The organism is Azotobacter armeniacus, from assembly GCF_054779355.1.
This window is the reverse complement of the sequence record NZ_BAAGYK010000019.1, coordinates 1-16,529: the sequence shown is the minus strand read 5'-3', so window position 1 is coordinate 16,529 and position 16,529 is coordinate 1. Positions and strand designations below refer to the sequence as shown.

Genomic DNA, 16,529 nt, shown 5'->3' with positions numbered 1-16,529 from the left:
GCAGCAGGCGCGCGAGGAGGCGAAGCGGGAGGCCGGTAACGCCGCGGAGTTGCGCGGGGAGCTGCGGGCGCAGCAGCAGCAGGAGCTGGCCAGACTGCGGGTGGCGCAGGAACAGCAGACCAGCAAGCCATCGGCGTGACGGGTAACGCCATGCGGCATAGCGAGTTTATCGGTTCCGATAAAATTCACTTGCGAGCCTTATCTGAACCGATAAAGTAGCCCGGGCACGACAAGGACCCCGCCCGATGAAAGCCATTGAATTCCTCGCCGACTCCCTCGACCGCCTGCGCGATTTTCCGGCCGATGCCCGTCGCGAGGCTGGTTTCGAGCTGGACAACGTCCAGAACGGCATCGAGCCGGCCGACTGGAAGCCCATGAAGACCGTAGGCGCCGGCGTGCGGGAGATCCGCATCCGCGAGGCCTCGGGGGCGTTCCGCGTGATCTATCTGGCCACCCTACCGGATGCCGTCTATGTGCTGCACTGCTTCCAGAAGAAGACCCAGGCTACGCCAAGGGCCGATATCGATCTGGCGGCCGCCCGTCTTCGCGACCTGTTGAGGGACAGAAAATGACCGAGCAACAACGCTTCGCCAGCGTCTGGGACGCCATCGAGGACACCCCGGCCGAGGCTGAGAACATGAAGCTGCGCGCCGCCCTGATGCGCGCCATCACCGAGCAGGCTGCCGCCTGGCCGGGCACCGACACCGAGAAAGCTCACCGCCTTGGCATCACCGGGCCGCGCTTCTCCAACCTAAAGGCGGGCAAGATCAATGCCTTCAGTCTCGATGCCCTGGTGGCGATTGCCGTAGCGGCCGGACTGTCGCTCGGGCTGTCGATCAGCGGCCGTGCGGCTTAGGGGAAGGAGCGGCAGGCAGCGTGACGGGTAACGGCGCTCCGTGACGAGGGGTACCCGGGGTTTGGGGAGCAACGGAACCAAAAACCAACGTAAGGCGGGATTAGAGTTCGGCGCCGCCGTGAACATGGGGCAGTTCTCAGAACTTTGATTTGACGAACGGGTTTTCTGCACGACTACCGCCGCCTTTCTCTGGCAATGACGACGCCCCTGGCCTGGTTCGGCAAAACGGTGGTTTTTCCGAACTCACCAGACGCCACAAGGGTTTGCGGGCCGGCACCGGGCTTAAGTGCACTTTCTGTTCCGTTGCTCCCCAAACCCCAAATTTCAACTCGCTCATTAACAACCAGCCAAACCCTTATGGGCTGAGACGTGCCCCTTCAATCCTCCGCCAGGCGAAAAGCTTCTGCCATGCGATCCTGCTCTCGAGCAGGAAGCCTAAGACCATTAGCAATTGTTCTCCATTGGCTGACGATGCCCTGGAAAACTTCAATGATCTCGTCGGCCTCTTTCAGGCTCAGTCGGAAATACTCGGCAACCTCGCGTGCCAAGTCGAGATCCAGGGCGTTATCCGCTTCAGTGATGTTGAGCTTTAGGCCGTCGGCGATAGGGACGGGGTTCATATCGTAGGCTTCGGAGAGCCGCCATCCGGCGCCTGGGACCAAGATGAATCCGTGATTACGCAAGTGATCGTCTGTGTTCGAGACGAGAATGTTGAAGACAATCCTCGACCATAGTTCGCGCAGGTCGGCGTTGGTCTGGGAGCCAGACTTTATGAGCACCTCGGCCAGTTCCAGGTAACTGGCACCTGTGGAGGCATCATCGCCGTCAACGCGTCCGGTCATGGTCATCGCCGAGGCAAAGTGAAGGCGCCGGCCGTTCTCTGTACGATCAAACCGACGGACCATGAAGCAGTGATAGTCGCTGGCGAATTTCCGGGCTTCAGCGACAGCCACGTTCAGGCCGCAGCCGACGGCCAGGGCATTCACGACCATCTCCCAGCCACCCACGTCGTAGTCGTCGCGGGTGCTCGGAAACTTAGCGATGTATAAGCGCTCCTTGTCGTCCGCGACGCTTGCCTTGGGTCTGGCACCACCAAGCGAGCCGCCAGGGGCAATGAGCATCCTCAGCCAGTCTTGGCCCTGCAAGGCCGTGTTATCAGGGTCTTTCTCCAGAGCTCGGCTTGCACGCTCCAATTCATGAATTCTGGCGAACGGAGGAGCGGCCACACCAATTCGGTCATCAAGAAACTCGCCCGCATCATCGAGTTTGTAGCGAAAGGCGCCAACACGGTAGAGATCGTGTACGCCCAAGAGGTAGTCCGATTCGTAGAGCCGTGTGCCTTTGGGCTGGATGCCGGCACGAATGTCCCGCTCGAGCCGACGCTCCATGAGCGAGCGGCCCCATCGATCTGGGCTCGAGTCCGCGAAGGCGCCAAACTTGTCCTGGGGCGGAAACTGAGGCCCTTCAAATAGGCCGATCCCGGGATCAAATTGCAGTTGGCCAAGGTCAGGATCAATCAGGGCCGCAGGATCATATTGGAATTCAAACAACTCGCTCGCGCGGGTCTTGCGACTGTGCAAGAGCCCAAGTCTTTTAGGCTCCAACAGGCCGTCCCAGTCTGCATACACGCCGATTATCGTCATTGCTTGTCGTGCTCTCCGCGCTTTTTCTTCACGGGCTTCAGAAGAGAAGCAAGATCCACCGCTGTCGTTCCGAGTGATTTAGTGGATGCTTGGTCGGTGGTGACCATAGGGCCTCGGTCCCGGTTTGGCTCACTGCCTTTCACGGCGGTGGTTCTTTTCATCGTCACTGGCGAGTCTTGTTTGCCTGCGGCGTCAAGACGCTGGCCTTGACCGACTGAGCTCGGCTGGGTAGGCCGGGCGGTGCCTCGCTTCACCAGGCGTGAGTCCTGCAACTGACGGCCGAGGTCATCCGATGAGCCCAGTTTTGCCAGATCCTTCTCAAGGCCCAGGACCTGCATAACGGACAGATAAGCACCCATCGTCACTCCCGAGCCGCCGGCCTCAAGGGAGCGGAGTGTCATCGGCGACATCCCCGCCCGTTCCGCGACCTGCTTGGCAGTCAACTTTCGGCGCAGGCGCGCGAGCTTCAGCCGCTCACCGAGTTCGATAAGCAGCTGGTTGGTGTACGGTAAGAGAGGCGCAGTCTTCTTCGCCATGACACTAATATTCCTGCTATTTTGACCAATATTAGCCAGAATATTAGCATTCACAAACCGGTTGCTCGACCTCCTGTGGAGGGGGAGAAGCGACGCTCGGTTGCTCCTGTATGCCAATATTGCAGCGACAAATAGGAAAAAACGCTAAAATATTAGCACTTAGCTTCTAGGGATGTGACGGATCTCTTACATGCGCTGCTTTGGTGCAATAGTTTTGCGTAAGCCGTGCTACACGCTCTATCAATCTCGAATGTCCGTGCGGCGGAACTGAAGATGGGGAGCCTGCAGAATTCAGACAAAATCGTACGCCAAGGCAACTGGCCACATATAACCTATTAGGTTATATGTGGTCATGGAGAAAGGAACGCCCCACTGCAAGCTATCCGCCATCAAAGCCTTGATCGAGGTGGGCAAGGTACGCACCACGCACGCTGCGCGAGTGGGCGCGAATGAGTTGGGCTTAGGCTTTCCGACATGCTGGCCGTGGTGATGGCGCTTACGCCAGCGGGTTTCTACAAGAGCATGACCACTCACGCCGATCACAGGGTCTGGCAAGACGTGTACCGTCCAAGCACGCTGGCGGGCGGCGTGTATCTGAAGCTGACGGTCATTGATGACGTGCTGATCGTGTCCTTCAAGGAGCTATGAACATGAAATGTCCCTCCTGCGGCGCGGCGGAACTGATCCACGACACCCGCGACCTGCCCTATACCTACAAGGGCGAAACCGCCGTCCTGGCGGCGGTGACGGGCGATTTCTGCCCGGCCTGCGCCGAGTCTGTCCTGGACGCCGTGGAGTCGGATCGCGTCATGCGCGAAATGCGCACGTTCTCGAAGCAGGTCAATGCAGCCATTGTCGATCCTGGCTTTATCGCTGCTATGCGCAAGAAACTCGCGCTCGACCAGCGCGAAGCGGCCGAGATTTTCGGCGGCGGCGTCAATGCGTTCTCGCGCTATGAGGGCAACAACTGGCGAGAAATTTCTTTCTCACCGTGCGCCTCATTTTTCCGGCGGGTCGGTTAGTACCTGACCTTGAAAGTGGGCGAATCCTCCGCCCGCAGGTATCTCCGGTCGTAGAGACGGGGGGCGATATTGGCGTGGCCCAGCCACAGCTGGACCTTGGTGATGTCCGCCTCGTGTTCCAGGGCGTTGCTGGCGGCAGTGGGCCGCAAGCCGTGGACGCCGAGGCCTGTTGACAGGCAATGATTGCAATCGACCTGTACTCGGACAATCATTTGTCCCGTGTCCTGGGACAAGGGACTAGATAGGTCGAGTGGAAATGAAAAGTCAAGATGTCGGTCTGCTCCTGAAGCTACTGGCCATGGAGATATCGGAAAAGCGTACGTCGGCGGAACTCCCGTTCTGGGTCGACTGGGAGCCCGATCTGGATGCCTACGCGGGAAGGCAGCACTGGGAGGATGGCCCAAAATTCGACTACACGGCCCGGGGGCTGGAGATGGAGACCGGCATCAGCAAGACGCAGATCAATCTGTCATTACACCGAAGCCTGGATGTCGGGCTGGCATTCAAGGATCGCAAGACCGGCATACCCCGCGTGAACGCCCAGGCGCTGTTCGAGCTCATCGTGCATGGCATCCGCTACGTTTTCCCCGCCCGCAAGGGCGAGCTGACCCGTGGTATCGGTACGGCGTTCTCTGCACCCATGCTGCGCGGCAAGCTGCTTAGCGCGGGCGATCTGGACCTGGTCTGGCCGGATGCCTACGGCAAGACCATGGGACAGTCGGTCGAGCCGTTGTTCAAGACCAGTCCGCACGCGGTCAAGCGCGATCCGCTGCTCTATGAGCTGCTGGCACTGGTCGACGCCGTGCGACTTGGTCAGCCAAGGGAGCGCAAGCTGGCGATAACGCTGCTGGAAGAGCATATGGTGGGCAAGGCATGAACATTCAGCATGAGCTGATCCAGATGATCTCCCGCGTGGCTCGGGCTCTCGGGCCTGAGCTGTGCGAAAAAATGGCCTTTGTTGGCGGAGTGACGACTGGCCTGCTGCTGACGGATGAGTTCGTCCGCGAACAGGTGCGCAGCACCGACGATGTCGACCTGATCGTGCATGTCATCGGCACCGTGGGTTTCGCAGCGTTACAGGAGCAACTTCAGGAGAAAGGCTTCCGTATCGACATTCCGGATCCCGATGAAGACCTGCCGATCTGTGCCATGAAGCTGGACGGGATGCGGGTGGATTTCATGCCGGATGATGAGGCGGTGCTGAGCTTTACCAATCGTTGGTATCGGGAGGCCCTGGAAACAGCGATGCCTCACGTGCTGCCAGACGGCCAGCCTATCCGCCTGGTGTCGCCAGCCTACTTTCTGGCAACCAAGCTGGAGGCCTGGAAAGGGCGGGGGCAGAACGATGCTCTGGGTAGCCGTGATATCGAGGACGTGCTGACCTTGGTGGACGGCAGGGAGGAATTGATCGAAGAAGCCAAGGCAGCCCCGGCCGCGCTCTGGGACAGCATTGCCGAGGAACTCACCGTGCTGCTGGATGACCGCTATTTCCAGATGGCTGTGGAAAGCCAGGCGCAGGGCGATGGGCCCCGCCGGGATCGACTCTACATACGCCTGGAGCAACTGGCGAAGACAAGGCCCTGCTGATGCAGCTGATCTGGAGCAGTCGCCAGGGAAGGCAACGTGCAAGCAACAACGATGCTTTGGCCGTTGGCAGAAAAGATACGTGGCTTGTGTGCATGCTGGTGGATGCGGCCGCAAGGAGCGTCCACAGTCAACGCTTTGCGCACTATTGGGGCAGGCAGATCGTGGCGCAGGTGCTGCAAGAGCCCCTGGTCAATGACGGTCATTCGATCATTGCTCTGCTGAGCAGAGAGCAAGCTCAATTGCGCGATAGGTTTTTGCTGGAGATTGCCAGCTACTGTCTGCTTTGCCTCGATATGGAAACCAGAAACGCCCAGACCTTTCATGTCGGAGACTGTCTTGCCGGCGAGATGCAAGGCGGAGCCATATCATGGTGGGCAAGCCCTCACACGCTCAACCAGGAAGTCCCTGCAGGTTCCCGGCATACCTTGACTCGATCGCTGAACGCCAGGCGATTCGCTGTACCGGATGTGACCATCCGGCACGTACCACCCGGCAGCACCCTGGTTATGGCCACGGATGGTTACTGGGCGGAGTGTCTGCTGGAAGGCTGCCCCTTTGGAGAAACACAGGACGATGCCAGTTACTTGACCCTCGAAGAGGGACCCTGGACATTCAATAGCCTTTCAGATACTGACAACAGTCTCGTCATGACCGAGCAAATCTGATGACCAACGAGCAATTCGTTTCCAAAGTTTGGCTATGCCCACGTACTGCGTGATCCCATCCTTCAGTAGCGGACCTTGAAGGTGGGCGAATCCTCCGCCCGCATGTGCCGGCGGTCGTAGAGCCGGGTGGTGCTGATGTTGGCATGGCCCAGCCACTGCTGGACCTTGGCGATGTCGGCCTCGTGCTCGAGGGCGTTGGTGGCGGCGGTGGCGCGCAGGCCGTGGACGCCGAGGCCTTCGACCGTGATGCCGGCCGCCTTGGCGTAGGCGCCGACCAGGGCATAGATGCCCTCGGCGGAGATCCCGGCGCCGGTCCTTTTCCCGCGCAGCGGCAGGAACAGCGGCGCCTTGGGCTCCACAAGGTGGTGCCCCGAGGCCTCCAGGTAGCCATGGATACGCTCGGCGGCGACCGGGTGCAGCGGCAGGTAGCGCAGCTTGCCGCCCTTGCCGTGGACGCGCAGGTGCTTGAGGCCGCGGCGGTCCTGGAGGTCGTGGACCGCCAGGCGGGCGGCCTCCTCGCGGCGCAGGCCGTGATAGAGCAGCACGGCGAGGATCGCCCGGTCGCGGCGGCCTTTCAGGCTGGTCGGATCGGGGGCTTCGAGCAGGGCCCTGGCCTGGTGGTCGCCGAGGGCCGGGGTCTTGCCTTCATTCGTTTCGAGCTTGGGCCGCTTGACGCCGTGCACCGGGTTGCCGCCGGCGACGGCGTTGCACTCGAGCAGGTGGTCGAACAGGCTGGTGAGGGCGGCGAGCTTGCGGCGGATCGTGGCCGCGGAGAGACCGCGCTGCTCCAGATGCTTGCGCCAGGCGAGGACATGGGCGCGGGTCACCTCGCGGAATTGCTCCGGTGCCTGCAGGCCGAGGAAGGCGCAGAGGTCTTCGAGGTCGCCCCGGTAGGCGCGGCGGGTGCGCGGGTTGTCGATATTGGCGAACCACTCGGCGGCGGCCGGCACCCGGGCGAGGCCCTGGAACTCGGCGGCGGTGAGGCGGCGTTCGCCGGCGATCGCCAGCTCACCCGACCGCTCCTCCCGTTCGATCGGCTCATTCATGGCGGGGCGCCGGTTGGGCGGGCGGTTTCCCGAGGGGCAGCGCCTCGACCAGGGCCAGGGCGGCGTCGAAGGGCTCGCGGTCCCGTTCGCCGTCCTCGTGCAGGCCCCGGAGCAGGGCTTCCCGTTCCCGATAGACGCCATCGCCCTGCAGCTGGCGGAGCATCAGTTGCTCGAGTCCGGTGAAGACAGTGCCGGGCAGCCGATCCTGCAGGGTCTCGAAATCGCGGCGAAGGCGTTCGCGGGGGGCCATCGGGTCATCACTCCTGTGCGCGGGTCGCGCACCAGTATAATTCATGATAACGGATTTTATCGGGAATTTGCGAAAGTGCGCCGTGGGGGTCCCATCTGCGCAGAGTAGGCAGTTGACAAAATAGCATTTTTGCATAAAAATAGAGTTGACATTTTGCTAATTTTGCACGGTTTTTTGAGAGTGCCGTATGCCTGAAATCCAACATCCCAGTTTCTTTGCCCCTAAGCTCCAACCTCAGAATTTGAGTCGTGTCTGCGAGGCCGTGATTTCGGTGGCGTATGAGGCCTATGAAGCAGCATCGACAGACTTTGACACCCCATATACGCGTGGCACGCTGCTCTACGGACGTGTTCAAGGCCTATTCCAAGCATTGCACCGTGACATCAACTTCCCATCGGTACAGCTTAGAAATAGCACCATGGACTTCACCGTCAGCATCGATGATGTACTTTTCCAAGTGGTGACGGACAATCCCGAGTCCCCCAAGAAGTCGCATCGACTCAAGGCGAACGAGTTGGAGGCCAAACAGTTAGCCCTTTTCGCGGCTGAAGCAAATGAGGTGCTAACTTGGCGTATTTTTGTTGATAGTAACCATGACCCCGAATTCCCCGAGTTTAGGGCGACGGTGGTCGGACTCAGTTACCACGGGAATGTTCTCTGCCACTGGCAACATACGCCTCAAACTGCTGTTCCAATCCTCATGCTTGATCTCCCTGCAGAAAATAAAATCGAAGAATCACTTCCTCATCGTAGAAATAAAGATGCCTTGTCGGATAAGCCCAGCGACGATGATTCAGTAGATGGATGACAGAACAAGTTCTCTCCTCTTTGGGGATGAGTTTTTCCCAAACAAACTACGGCTGGCACGTAGCGCCGCCGGTCGTTCGCTAGCCGAGCTCGGTAAGCTGTTAGGGGTAACCCGACAATATGCTCATAGACTTGAAGTCGACGCCATGCCTTCAACCACCCAACTGAAGCTGTTGAGCGAGTCATTAGGTGTCGACGAGCATTTCTTCTTTAGCCCCCGCCGAAACTTGGTGGAGCTGGAGCAATGTCATTTCCGTAGCGTCCGCGCCTCTACGCAGACGATCAAGAAGGGTATTGCCGCACAAGTCGAATTGTTCGAGCTGTTGATCGACGAATTGGACAAGGAGGTTGCTTTTCCCTCTGTTAGTTTCACGATGTGTGATGACCCCCCTGCCAACGTGACAGTCATCGAGCAAGTAGCAGAGTCGTTTCGCCGTGAACAAGGATTGGGATTAGGCCCCATTTCGAACATGATAAAGCTCGCGGAAAAGATAGGGATACTTGTTATCAGTATTGCGGAGGCGGACGACCGTGTGGATGCGTTCTCCCTGTTCAACAAACGTCCCATCATTGTGCGAAACGCCGCCAAAGAAAATCCGTGCCGGCAGCGCTTCGACATCGCTCATGAGCTTGGCCACTTGATCATGCATCAGGGAATCGAAACGGGGTGCCGGCACACAGAGGATCAAGCCAACCATTTTGCCAGCGCACTGCTGATGCCACGAACGAGCTTCGCAGGAGAGTTTCCAGCTATGCGTGGGAAGTACCTCAACTGGTCAGCTTTGGGCATGCTAAAGCTCCGTTGGAAGGTTAGTTTCAAGGCCCTCATTTACCGGGCACAAACCTTAGGGCTCATCACTCCGGAGCAAGCCAAGTCGGGCTTCACGTTCCTTAACCGCAAGGGATTTACCAGACAGGAAGAGTTGGACGACCAGATTCTGATGGAGAATCCCATGTTGATGCAGAGGGCGATAGACCTGCTCGATTACACCACGTGGCGGAAAACGGTGGAAGCGACTGGGCTTCGCAGCAATACGATTGAACAACGTTATCTGCTGAGAGTTCCTATTTCACCGCTTACGCTTGTATCCCCTCAAATTCGACGCACAGTCTGAACGTAGTGATCGCTCCAAGCAGAATCTGCTTTGGACGTCGCTATCTAGGGGAGCCCGCAGAATTCGGAAAAAATCGTACGCTAAGCGTCAGGTGATCGGCAGGCTTGCCTCTGCAAGCCAGAGAGTGTCTGGTTGATGTATACCTCAATCAGGCGTCAGGCCGCAGCGCGCTTGGCGACGTTCAGGCCGATGGCGCCCAAGCCGCAGATGCCCAGCTTGCGGCCGGTCAGCCCGCGCACGGGTTGCATGCGCTCGCCGACATTGTCTTGCCAGCGCCCGGCCTCCAGGTATGCGCGGGCAGAGGAAAGATTCTTGATGCTCGAGATCAGCAGGCCCATCGCCAGATCGGCCACGCTTCTCGCGTTTGCGCCGGGACTGTTGGTCACGATGATCCCGCGTTCCTGTGCGTAATTCAGATCGACGCCATCGTAACCACTGCCCAGGCAGCAGATCAGCCCCAGCTGCGGGAGCTTTGCCAGCGACGTTCCCGGCATGCGCGTCGAGCCGAACGCGATGACGATGCGTATTTCCCCGGCCAGTTCCGGCACCAGCGCGGCGATCGCTGCGTCGAAGTCAGCGGCCGTGGCCTCGAGCACCCTGAAGCGGGCTTTCAGCAATTCGTGAAACGGCTCGGAAACACGTGAGGCAAGGAAAAGGGTGGGCTGCATGGCGGTTTCTCGTGGGGGCGGTGGACGGGACGGGAGCAATACGCTCATGTACGGGGCCGGTGCGGGGAACGTCCGGGCCGTCAGGCTACCGGGTGACCCGCCTTCAGTCTTCCGTCGGGGGGCCGATCACGCCGCTCTCGCGCCGGCGGAACTGACCGGGGGGCAACCCGTGGCTCTGCCGGAAGCGCCGGGAAAAATAGGCTTCGTCGGCGAATCCGCACAGGCTGGCGATGTCGCCGACCGAGCGGTTGCTGTTCAGCAGCAGGGTCCTGGCCAGATGCATGCGCCGCTCCAGCACCAGCTCGCTGAAGGACTTGCCGATTTCCTTGCGCAGCCAGTGGGTCAGGTAGTTGGGCGACAGATAGGTCGCGGCAGCGACGGTCTTGAGGTTCAGATCCGGGTCGGCCAGATGCTTGCGCACGTAATCGGTCATTCTGGCCAGCGCATCCCGGCGGCTGCTCTGCGTGGCGTTGCTGTTCGCCAGGGCCTTCAGGGGGACCGCGTAGCACTGGCAGACGATGCCGATCAGTTGCAGCAGGCAGCCTTTCAGGCGTTCGCGGCTGCCGAATTCGCGGTTGCCGTCGAGCTGTTGCATGCGCAGCAGCAGGGTATGGGCCTCTTCCCAGGACTCGCCGTCGAGCACGAAATCCAGGTGTTGCTGGAAACGGAACGGAGAAAGCTCTGGAGCCTGGTGAATGGTGACCTCCTCGAGATCCAGCGGCGAACACTGCAGATGTGGCAGGAGAAAGTTCTGATCGAAGTTGATCAGCAGGAAGTGGCCGTCTGGCTGTGGCGGAACGAAGTGGATCCGGTGCGGCAGGATGAAGGCCATGGCATGGCGGGGAAAGGGGCGTTCGACATTGCCGATGTACTGTACGGTGTCCTTTCCCAGATTGACCTGGACCTGGAAGTATTCGTGTCGGTGCGCACTCGGCTCGGCCTTGCGGGCGACTTTTTCGCGAATATGGAAGTCGGCGCGCTCGGCACGCTGCTGCATGCCATAGGTGGGGACGCGGGACAAAGAATGCATGGGCCACTCCTGTGATATCTAGCCAGGCCGCCTTTTCCGTCCTGGCCCCGATTGAAGATCGCAACCGTCAGTATGCCCGCCCGGATCTCCCGTGCAACCCTTCAACCCTGAAAAGATACGATGACGTATGAGATGGCGGATAAGGCCGCTCTTTCTTGCCGAATGGCCGTATCCAAAAATCGGGAAGGTGTCCGATATCTTGCGTAGGCTCTATTTCGGGCATTTTGGCGGATATCTTTCAGGGTTTGGCCATCCTTATTTTCTTGTACTTATTTGGGAAGATGGGTTTACGCCATTGGGGTCGGGCATTTTTCCGGCGAACCCTCTGCTATTGTACGATCACCTCGAGGCAACCTCTTCCAACAATAATCACAGGTGTTTGTCCCATGTCGTTCCTCTTATCTTCCGCATCCGCATCTCCGCCAATGCAGTTCGAGTCCGTGCTTTCCAAAAAGGTTTGCACCGGACATCGCCGCATTCTCTAGGTCCCCGACAACATCGTTTCGATCCACCAGTGCCCGTGACGGGCAGTGGAGGATGCGTTCACTCGATAATTTCAAGAATAGAGAGGCTTCATCATGTCGAGTCTGTCCGGAACCCAGGCGGTTCCCGTTGAAAACCCAACGCTTTCCAGCGACTCAGGAAACGCCGTGGCCGCCTCGCGGCTGCCGAGTCGACGTCGCTGGTTCATGCTGAGTCTTCTGTTTGTCGCGACCATCATCAATTACGTGGATCGCACCAACCTTTCGATTGCCGCACCCTTCATGTCCAAGGAACTTGGACTGGACAAGGTCCAGATGGGCCTGATCTTTTCCGCGTTCGCCTGGACCTATGCCCTGGCCCTGGTGCCCGGCGGCTTCATCGCCGACCGTTTCGGCTCGCGGCTGACCTACGGCGTATCCCTGATCGCCTGGTCGACGGCGACGGTCTGTCAGGGGCTGGCCAGCGGCTTCGCCTCCCTGATCGGTTTGCGGATGGCCGTGGGAGCCATGGAGGCTCCGGCGTTTCCGGCCAACAGCCGGGCCGTGACGGTCTGGTTCCCGGCTCGCGAGCGGGGGCTGGCCAGCGGTATCTACGTCTGTGGCCAGTATCTGGGAACGGCGCTGTTCACCGGCGTCCTGCTGTGGCTGGCGACCAGCTACGACTGGCGGTATGTGTTCTATAGCACCGGCCTGGTCGGCATCCTGTACGGCCTTGTCTGGCTGTACCTGTATCGCGATCCCCTGTCCTGCAAGAAGGTCAGCAAGGAAGAGCTGCAGTACATCGAAAGCGGTGGCGGCCTGGTCAAGAGCAGCCAGGAGCGTACCCGCTTCGAGTGGCGGCAGGTACGCGAACTGCTGCGCTATCGCCAGGTTTGGGCCATCTGCATCGGCAAGTTCGCCAGTACCTCGGCGCTCTATTTCTTCCTCACCTGGTTCCCCACCTATCTGATGGAAGAGCGTCAGATGAGCACCATCAAGGTGGGCATCTTCGCGGTATTGCCGTTCGTGGGGGCGACCGTCGGCATCCTGCTGGCCGGCTTCATTTCCGACCTGCTGATCCGGCGCGGCCATTCCCTGTCGTTCGCGCGCAAGCTGCCGCTGGTGGTCGGCTCGGCCCTGGGCATGTCGATCGTTTCGGTGAACTTCACCGACTCCAACGCGATATGCATCGCGATCCTGACCTGTGCCTTCTTCGCGCAAGGCATCGCCTCGATGTCCTGGGCTGCGGTGTCGGAAGTGGCCCCCAAGGAACTGATCGGTCTGACCGGCGGTATCACCAGCCTGGCGGCCAATATCGGCGGCGTGGTCACGCCACTCATCATCGGGATGATCGTCGAGAGCACCCACAGCTTTGCCTATGCCTTCTGGTTCATCGGCGGGGTCGCGCTGATGGGTACCTTGTCCTATTCGCTCCTGCTGGGGCGTCTGCATCGCATCGAACTGAAGAGCGCCTGAGTCGCACGGATACCGACCGGCGCCTGCGCCGGCCGCTATTCGTACCGGGCGGGGCAATCGCTCGACGCCAAGTATCCCCCGGCAATGCCGGGGGACTTCGTTTGCATGCTGTGTGGTGCGATCGGAAAGTTGTCGCGAAGCTTTCGAGGAATAGGTACGGCTCCATGTACCGAGAATGGCGCACGAAATAGAAGTAAATAGTGAAGTCGTCAAATTCGACTGCTTTTATAGGTCAGACCTCAAACTTGTATATGGAGCATGATTCGACTTTTCCGGCTGCTCTCCCAAGTGCCTGTCCGCTTTTAAAGTTGATGCAAAATATCCCGAGCCCGCAACTTGACTGCCGGCGAAGCGCTTCGCCATTTTTCATGCGGGGGCGGATCGTCGATGTCGCATTCCTGTCTCAGGATCGCCTTTTTACAGCATTTTCGAATGAAGGCGGCAGGATACTTGTCGTCTCGCTGGTATACGCGGCGTGCCCGTGCAATGTATTCCTGCAGCGTTCGAAACATGCTCCCGCAACAACCTGTATTAGTCCAATTCGACGTTGCGATTCTCCAATTTTTTCGCGCCTCGATCTCCTAGGATACCCATGACGCCTCTGTATAACAAAGGAACAACATGGTCATGAGCGTATTTATTCCAGAACCCATTCGGGTGCCCACATTGCCTATCAAGGGCAGCGATCGGAGTTTCCCCGTCAACCGGGTGTTCTGCTTGGGGCGTAATTACCACTGGGGCGACTCGGCTGAGGCGCTGCGTGAGCAGCCCATTTATTTCATGAAACCGGCGTCCTCCGTTATCGAGGCGGTCGGCGAAATCGGCTTTCCGCCGATGACGGCCGAGTTCTGTCATGAGATCGAACTGGTCGTGGCCTTGGGCAAGGGGGGGGCGAACATTCCCGAGTCCCAGGCGTTGGCGCATGTCCTGGGCTACGCCGCCGGACTGGATCTGACCCGGCGCGACTTGCAGATGTCGGCCAAGGCGGCGGGCCAGTCCTGGGAAGTGGCGAAGGTTTTCGACGGCTCGGCGCCCATCTCGCCGATCACGCCCGTCAGCCAGTGCGGGCATCCATCCACTGGTGCCATCCGGCTTGGCGTCAACGGTGTCGAGCGGCAGCGCTCCGATCTGGGCAGGCAGATCTGGTCGGTGGCCGAAGTCGTCAGTCTGCTCTCCCGCTATATCACGCTCGTACCGGGCGATCTGATCATGACCGGAACCCCGCCTGGCGTCGCGGCACTGCAGCCGGGCGATGTGATTTCCGCATCCATCGAAGGGGTCGCTTGCCTTGAGGTCCACGTGGGACGCAAGCCCGACACCTTCGTCCACAGCTCCTGGGAGTGACAACGATGACCGACGAGACTTCCTTGAAAATAGCGCTGGTCACCGGGGCAGGCAGCGGCATTGGTCGCGCCGTGGCGACCGGCCTGCTCGCCGATGGCTTTACCGTGGTGCTGGCCGGGCGCCGCGAGGAGCCGCTGGAGAGCCTGGCCGAGCAGGCGAGGGCGGTCGGACAAAAGGCGCTGGCCGTACCCACCGACGTGACCGATTCGTCCAGCGTGGAAAGATTGTTCGCCACCATCGAAGAAGCCTACGGGCGGCTCGATTTCGTCTTCAACAATGCCGGGACCAACGCACCGGCCGTGCCCATCGACGAACTGGATCTGAACCGCTGGAAGAGCGTGATCGATCTGAATGTCACCGGAGTGTTTCTCTGTTGCCGCTCGGCGTTCGGCCTGATGCGCCGCCAGCGCCCCCAGGGCGGCCGCATCCTCAACAGCGGTTCGATTTCCGCACACGTGCCCCGGCCGTTCACGGTCCCCTATACCGCCAGCAAGCATGCGGTGTCGGGAATCACCAAGGCCCTCGCCCTGGATGGTCGCCGCTATGGAATCGCCTGCAGCCAGATCGACATCGGCAATGCTCTGACCGAGTTGTCCGAGCGCATGACCCGCGGCGTCCTGCAGGCCAATGGGGAAATCGCGCCGGAACCCATGATCGATGTCGCGCATGTCGCCGACGCCGTTCGCTACATCGCCGCCCTGCCGTTGTCGGCCAATGTGCTGAACATGACGGTGATGGCCACCAACATGCCATTCGTAGGCCGCGGCTGAGGCCGCACATTCAGGGAGATTTCACATGAAAACCACCGTGCTGCAACTGAGCCAGATACTGATCCCGGAAATCCGCCAGCGTCTCGCCGAGCTGTATACCGTTCACCGCTATTTCGAACAGCCGGACAAGGCGGCCTTCCTGCGTGGCCACGGCGCGGAAATCCAGGGCGTGGTCACCGGCGGGCATACCGGCATCAGCCGGGAGTTGATGGAGCAACTGCCCAACCTGAAGGTCATCGCTGTCAACGGGGTTGGCACCGACGCGGTGGATCTGGCCTATGCCCGCGACCGGGGAATACAGGTCACGGCCACGATCGGGGCCTTGACCGAGGATGTCGCCGACCTGGCCATCGGCCTGCTCATTGCCACCTGCCGCGGGATCTGCACCTCGGACCGTTTCGTCCGGGACAGGCTCTGGAGCAGCAGCCCGACGCCGCTGGCGCCCTTGCCGTTGGCCCGCCAATTCAGCGGGATGCGTCTGGGGATCGTCGGTCTGGGGCGGGTCGGTCGGGCCGTGGCGGTCCGGGCCAGCGCCTTCGGTTGCCCGGTCAGCTACACCGATCTGCAGGCCATGAGCGATGTGCCCTATACCTATGTGGCCGATCTGGTCGAGCTGGCCCGGCAAAGCGATGCCCTGATCGTCTCGGCGGCTGCCGACCAGGCCGAGGGCATCATCGACGCCAGGGTGCTGGAAGCCTTGGGCGAAGCGGGCTACCTGATCAACATCGCCCGCGGACGGCTGGTCAACGAGGCGGATCTCGTCGCGGCGCTCGAGTCCGGACGCATCGCCGGCGCGGGGCTGGACGTGTTTGTCGACGAGCCACACGTTCCGGATGCGCTGTTCGGGTTGGAGCAGGTCGTGCTGCAGCCGCACCGGGCCAGCGCCACGCTGCAGACCCGGACCCGCATGGGGGAAATGGTGCTGGCCAGCCTCGCCGATGCCTTCGCGGGCCGGCGTCCGGTCGGCTGCGTGATAGGCTGATCGGGCTCCGGCAACCCGTCGCTTTCTGCCGCGCTTGTCACGGCCATGCCTTCTGCATGGCCGTGGCTTTTGCGGATACCCGGCCCCACCGGCAGATCCTTTGCTGGCTGCCACACCTTCCGGCCTCCCCACGCCTCGGCGCGGCGGGTCGCTCCTGCACTTTACAGCTATGGCCTGTTAACACTAACGTAGGGCCTCAGCGATAAGAGCCACAGTGATGAAGGCGGCGTACATGAGGTCAAGCTTGTCGTAGCGCGTGAACACGCGGCGC

At 60.4% G+C, this 16,529-nt stretch carries 18 protein-coding genes and 2 pseudogenes; 13 read left to right on the top strand and 7 right to left on the bottom strand.

The features are described from left to right. The first annotated feature begins 245 nt into the window (after positions 1-245). Entirely contained in the window at positions 246-572 is a 327-nt protein-coding gene (locus ACYVD0_RS04650; RefSeq protein ID WP_460425719.1) for a type II toxin-antitoxin system RelE/ParE family toxin, read from the top strand. Beyond that, positions 569-856: a helix-turn-helix domain-containing protein gene (locus ACYVD0_RS04645; RefSeq protein ID WP_090624036.1), complete on the top strand. Its 288-nt coding sequence runs from the start codon at positions 569-571 to the stop codon at positions 854-856. The genes ACYVD0_RS04650 and ACYVD0_RS04645 overlap by 4 nt, the downstream gene beginning before the upstream one ends. 377 nt (positions 857-1,233) lie before the next feature. Here the strand turns inward: ACYVD0_RS04645 and ACYVD0_RS04640 are convergent, their stop codons facing one another. Both ACYVD0_RS04640 and ACYVD0_RS04635 read right to left on the bottom strand, forming a co-directional pair. After that, positions 1,234-2,499, bottom strand: coding sequence for a type II toxin-antitoxin system HipA family toxin (locus tag ACYVD0_RS04640; RefSeq protein ID WP_460425718.1), 1,266 nt, complete (start codon positions 2,497-2,499; stop codon positions 1,234-1,236). After that, positions 2,496-3,035 carry a helix-turn-helix domain-containing protein gene (locus ACYVD0_RS04635; RefSeq protein WP_460425717.1) on the bottom strand — a complete coding sequence of 180 codons (540 nt, stop codon included), beginning with the start codon at positions 3,033-3,035 and terminating at the stop codon, positions 2,496-2,498. Before ACYVD0_RS04635 ends, ACYVD0_RS04640 begins: the two co-directional genes overlap by 4 nt. Positions 3,036-3,387: 352 nt before the next feature. Here ACYVD0_RS04635 and ACYVD0_RS04630 point away from each other — a divergent pair. Beyond that, a pseudogene (locus tag ACYVD0_RS04630) lies at positions 3,388-3,683 on the top strand (type II toxin-antitoxin system MqsR family toxin). 2 nt (positions 3,684-3,685) lie between these two features. Beyond that, on the top strand, positions 3,686-4,057 hold the full coding sequence (locus tag ACYVD0_RS04625) for a type II TA system antitoxin MqsA family protein (protein WP_460425716.1): 372 nt from the start codon (positions 3,686-3,688) through the stop codon (positions 4,055-4,057). On the opposite strand, the pseudogene ACYVD0_RS04620 reads toward ACYVD0_RS04625, so the two are convergent. Next, positions 4,054-4,224: pseudogene (locus ACYVD0_RS04620) on the bottom strand (tyrosine-type recombinase/integrase); the annotation flags it as partial. The gene ACYVD0_RS04625 and the pseudogene ACYVD0_RS04620 overlap by 4 nt on opposite strands. A gap of 89 nt (positions 4,225-4,313) precedes the next feature. Between ACYVD0_RS04620 and ACYVD0_RS04615 the strand changes: the two are divergent. From ACYVD0_RS04615 to ACYVD0_RS04605, 3 genes are read left to right on the top strand one after another with little or no spacing between them, the layout of a single operon-like run. Beyond that, positions 4,314-4,934 carry a hypothetical protein gene (locus ACYVD0_RS04615; RefSeq protein WP_136888084.1) on the top strand — a complete coding sequence of 207 codons (621 nt, stop codon included), beginning with the start codon at positions 4,314-4,316 and terminating at the stop codon, positions 4,932-4,934. Beyond that, complete coding sequence (locus tag ACYVD0_RS04610) at positions 4,931-5,644, top strand: nucleotidyl transferase AbiEii/AbiGii toxin family protein (protein ID WP_198868257.1); 714 nt, start codon at positions 4,931-4,933, stop codon at positions 5,642-5,644. Before ACYVD0_RS04615 ends, ACYVD0_RS04610 begins: the two co-directional genes overlap by 4 nt. Beyond that, positions 5,644-6,309 carry a protein phosphatase 2C domain-containing protein gene (locus ACYVD0_RS04605; RefSeq protein WP_460425715.1) on the top strand — a complete coding sequence of 222 codons (666 nt, stop codon included), beginning with the start codon at positions 5,644-5,646 and terminating at the stop codon, positions 6,307-6,309. The genes ACYVD0_RS04610 and ACYVD0_RS04605 overlap by 1 nt, the downstream gene beginning before the upstream one ends. 62 nt (positions 6,310-6,371) lie before the next feature. On the opposite strand, the gene ACYVD0_RS04600 is transcribed toward ACYVD0_RS04605, so the two are convergent. After that, positions 6,372-7,355 carry a tyrosine-type recombinase/integrase gene (locus ACYVD0_RS04600; protein ID WP_460425714.1) on the bottom strand — a complete coding sequence of 328 codons (984 nt, stop codon included), beginning with the start codon at positions 7,353-7,355 and terminating at the stop codon, positions 6,372-6,374. After that, positions 7,348-7,605, bottom strand: a complete 258-nt coding sequence (locus ACYVD0_RS04595; RefSeq protein ID WP_460425713.1) for a hypothetical protein — start codon at positions 7,603-7,605, stop codon at positions 7,348-7,350. The genes ACYVD0_RS04600 and ACYVD0_RS04595 overlap by 8 nt, the downstream gene beginning before the upstream one ends. 187 nt (positions 7,606-7,792) lie before the next feature. Here ACYVD0_RS04595 and ACYVD0_RS04590 point away from each other — a divergent pair, with 187 nt between their 5' ends. Both ACYVD0_RS04590 and ACYVD0_RS04585 read left to right on the top strand, forming a co-directional pair. Beyond that, a complete protein-coding gene (locus ACYVD0_RS04590; protein ID WP_460425712.1) occupies positions 7,793-8,413 on the top strand; it encodes a hypothetical protein in 621 nt (206 codons plus the stop codon). Further along, positions 8,406-9,527: an ImmA/IrrE family metallo-endopeptidase gene (locus ACYVD0_RS04585; RefSeq protein ID WP_460425711.1), complete on the top strand. Its 1,122-nt coding sequence runs from the start codon at positions 8,406-8,408 to the stop codon at positions 9,525-9,527. The genes ACYVD0_RS04590 and ACYVD0_RS04585 overlap by 8 nt, the downstream gene beginning before the upstream one ends. Positions 9,528-9,682: 155 nt before the next feature. Here the strand turns inward: ACYVD0_RS04585 and ACYVD0_RS04580 are convergent, their stop codons facing one another. Then, on the bottom strand, positions 9,683-10,195 hold the full coding sequence (locus ACYVD0_RS04580; protein ID WP_460425710.1) for a Rossmann-fold NAD(P)-binding domain-containing protein: 513 nt from the start codon (positions 10,193-10,195) through the stop codon (positions 9,683-9,685). Positions 10,196-10,298: 103 nt separating this feature from the next. Continuing rightward, positions 10,299-11,225 (bottom strand): helix-turn-helix transcriptional regulator, encoded by a 927-nt coding sequence (locus ACYVD0_RS04575; RefSeq protein ID WP_460425709.1) that lies wholly within the window; start codon positions 11,223-11,225, stop codon positions 10,299-10,301. 689 nt (positions 11,226-11,914) lie between these two features. Between ACYVD0_RS04575 and ACYVD0_RS04570 the strand changes: the two genes are divergently transcribed. From ACYVD0_RS04570 to ACYVD0_RS04555, 4 genes are all read left to right on the top strand, one after another. Beyond that, positions 11,915-13,162: an MFS transporter gene (locus tag ACYVD0_RS04570; RefSeq protein ID WP_460425734.1), complete on the top strand. Its 1,248-nt coding sequence runs from the start codon at positions 11,915-11,917 to the stop codon at positions 13,160-13,162. Between the two features lie 621 nt (positions 13,163-13,783). Then, positions 13,784-14,506 carry a fumarylacetoacetate hydrolase family protein gene (locus tag ACYVD0_RS04565; RefSeq protein ID WP_460425708.1) on the top strand — a complete coding sequence of 241 codons (723 nt, stop codon included), beginning with the start codon at positions 13,784-13,786 and terminating at the stop codon, positions 14,504-14,506. Positions 14,507-14,511: 5 nt separating this feature from the next. After that, positions 14,512-15,276 carry an SDR family oxidoreductase gene (locus ACYVD0_RS04560; RefSeq protein ID WP_460425707.1) on the top strand — a complete coding sequence of 255 codons (765 nt, stop codon included), beginning with the start codon at positions 14,512-14,514 and terminating at the stop codon, positions 15,274-15,276. A 25-nt stretch (positions 15,277-15,301) separates the two neighbouring features. After that, positions 15,302-16,258: a 2-hydroxyacid dehydrogenase gene (locus ACYVD0_RS04555; protein WP_460425706.1), complete on the top strand. Its 957-nt coding sequence runs from the start codon at positions 15,302-15,304 to the stop codon at positions 16,256-16,258. Positions 16,259-16,529 lie beyond the last annotated feature (271 nt).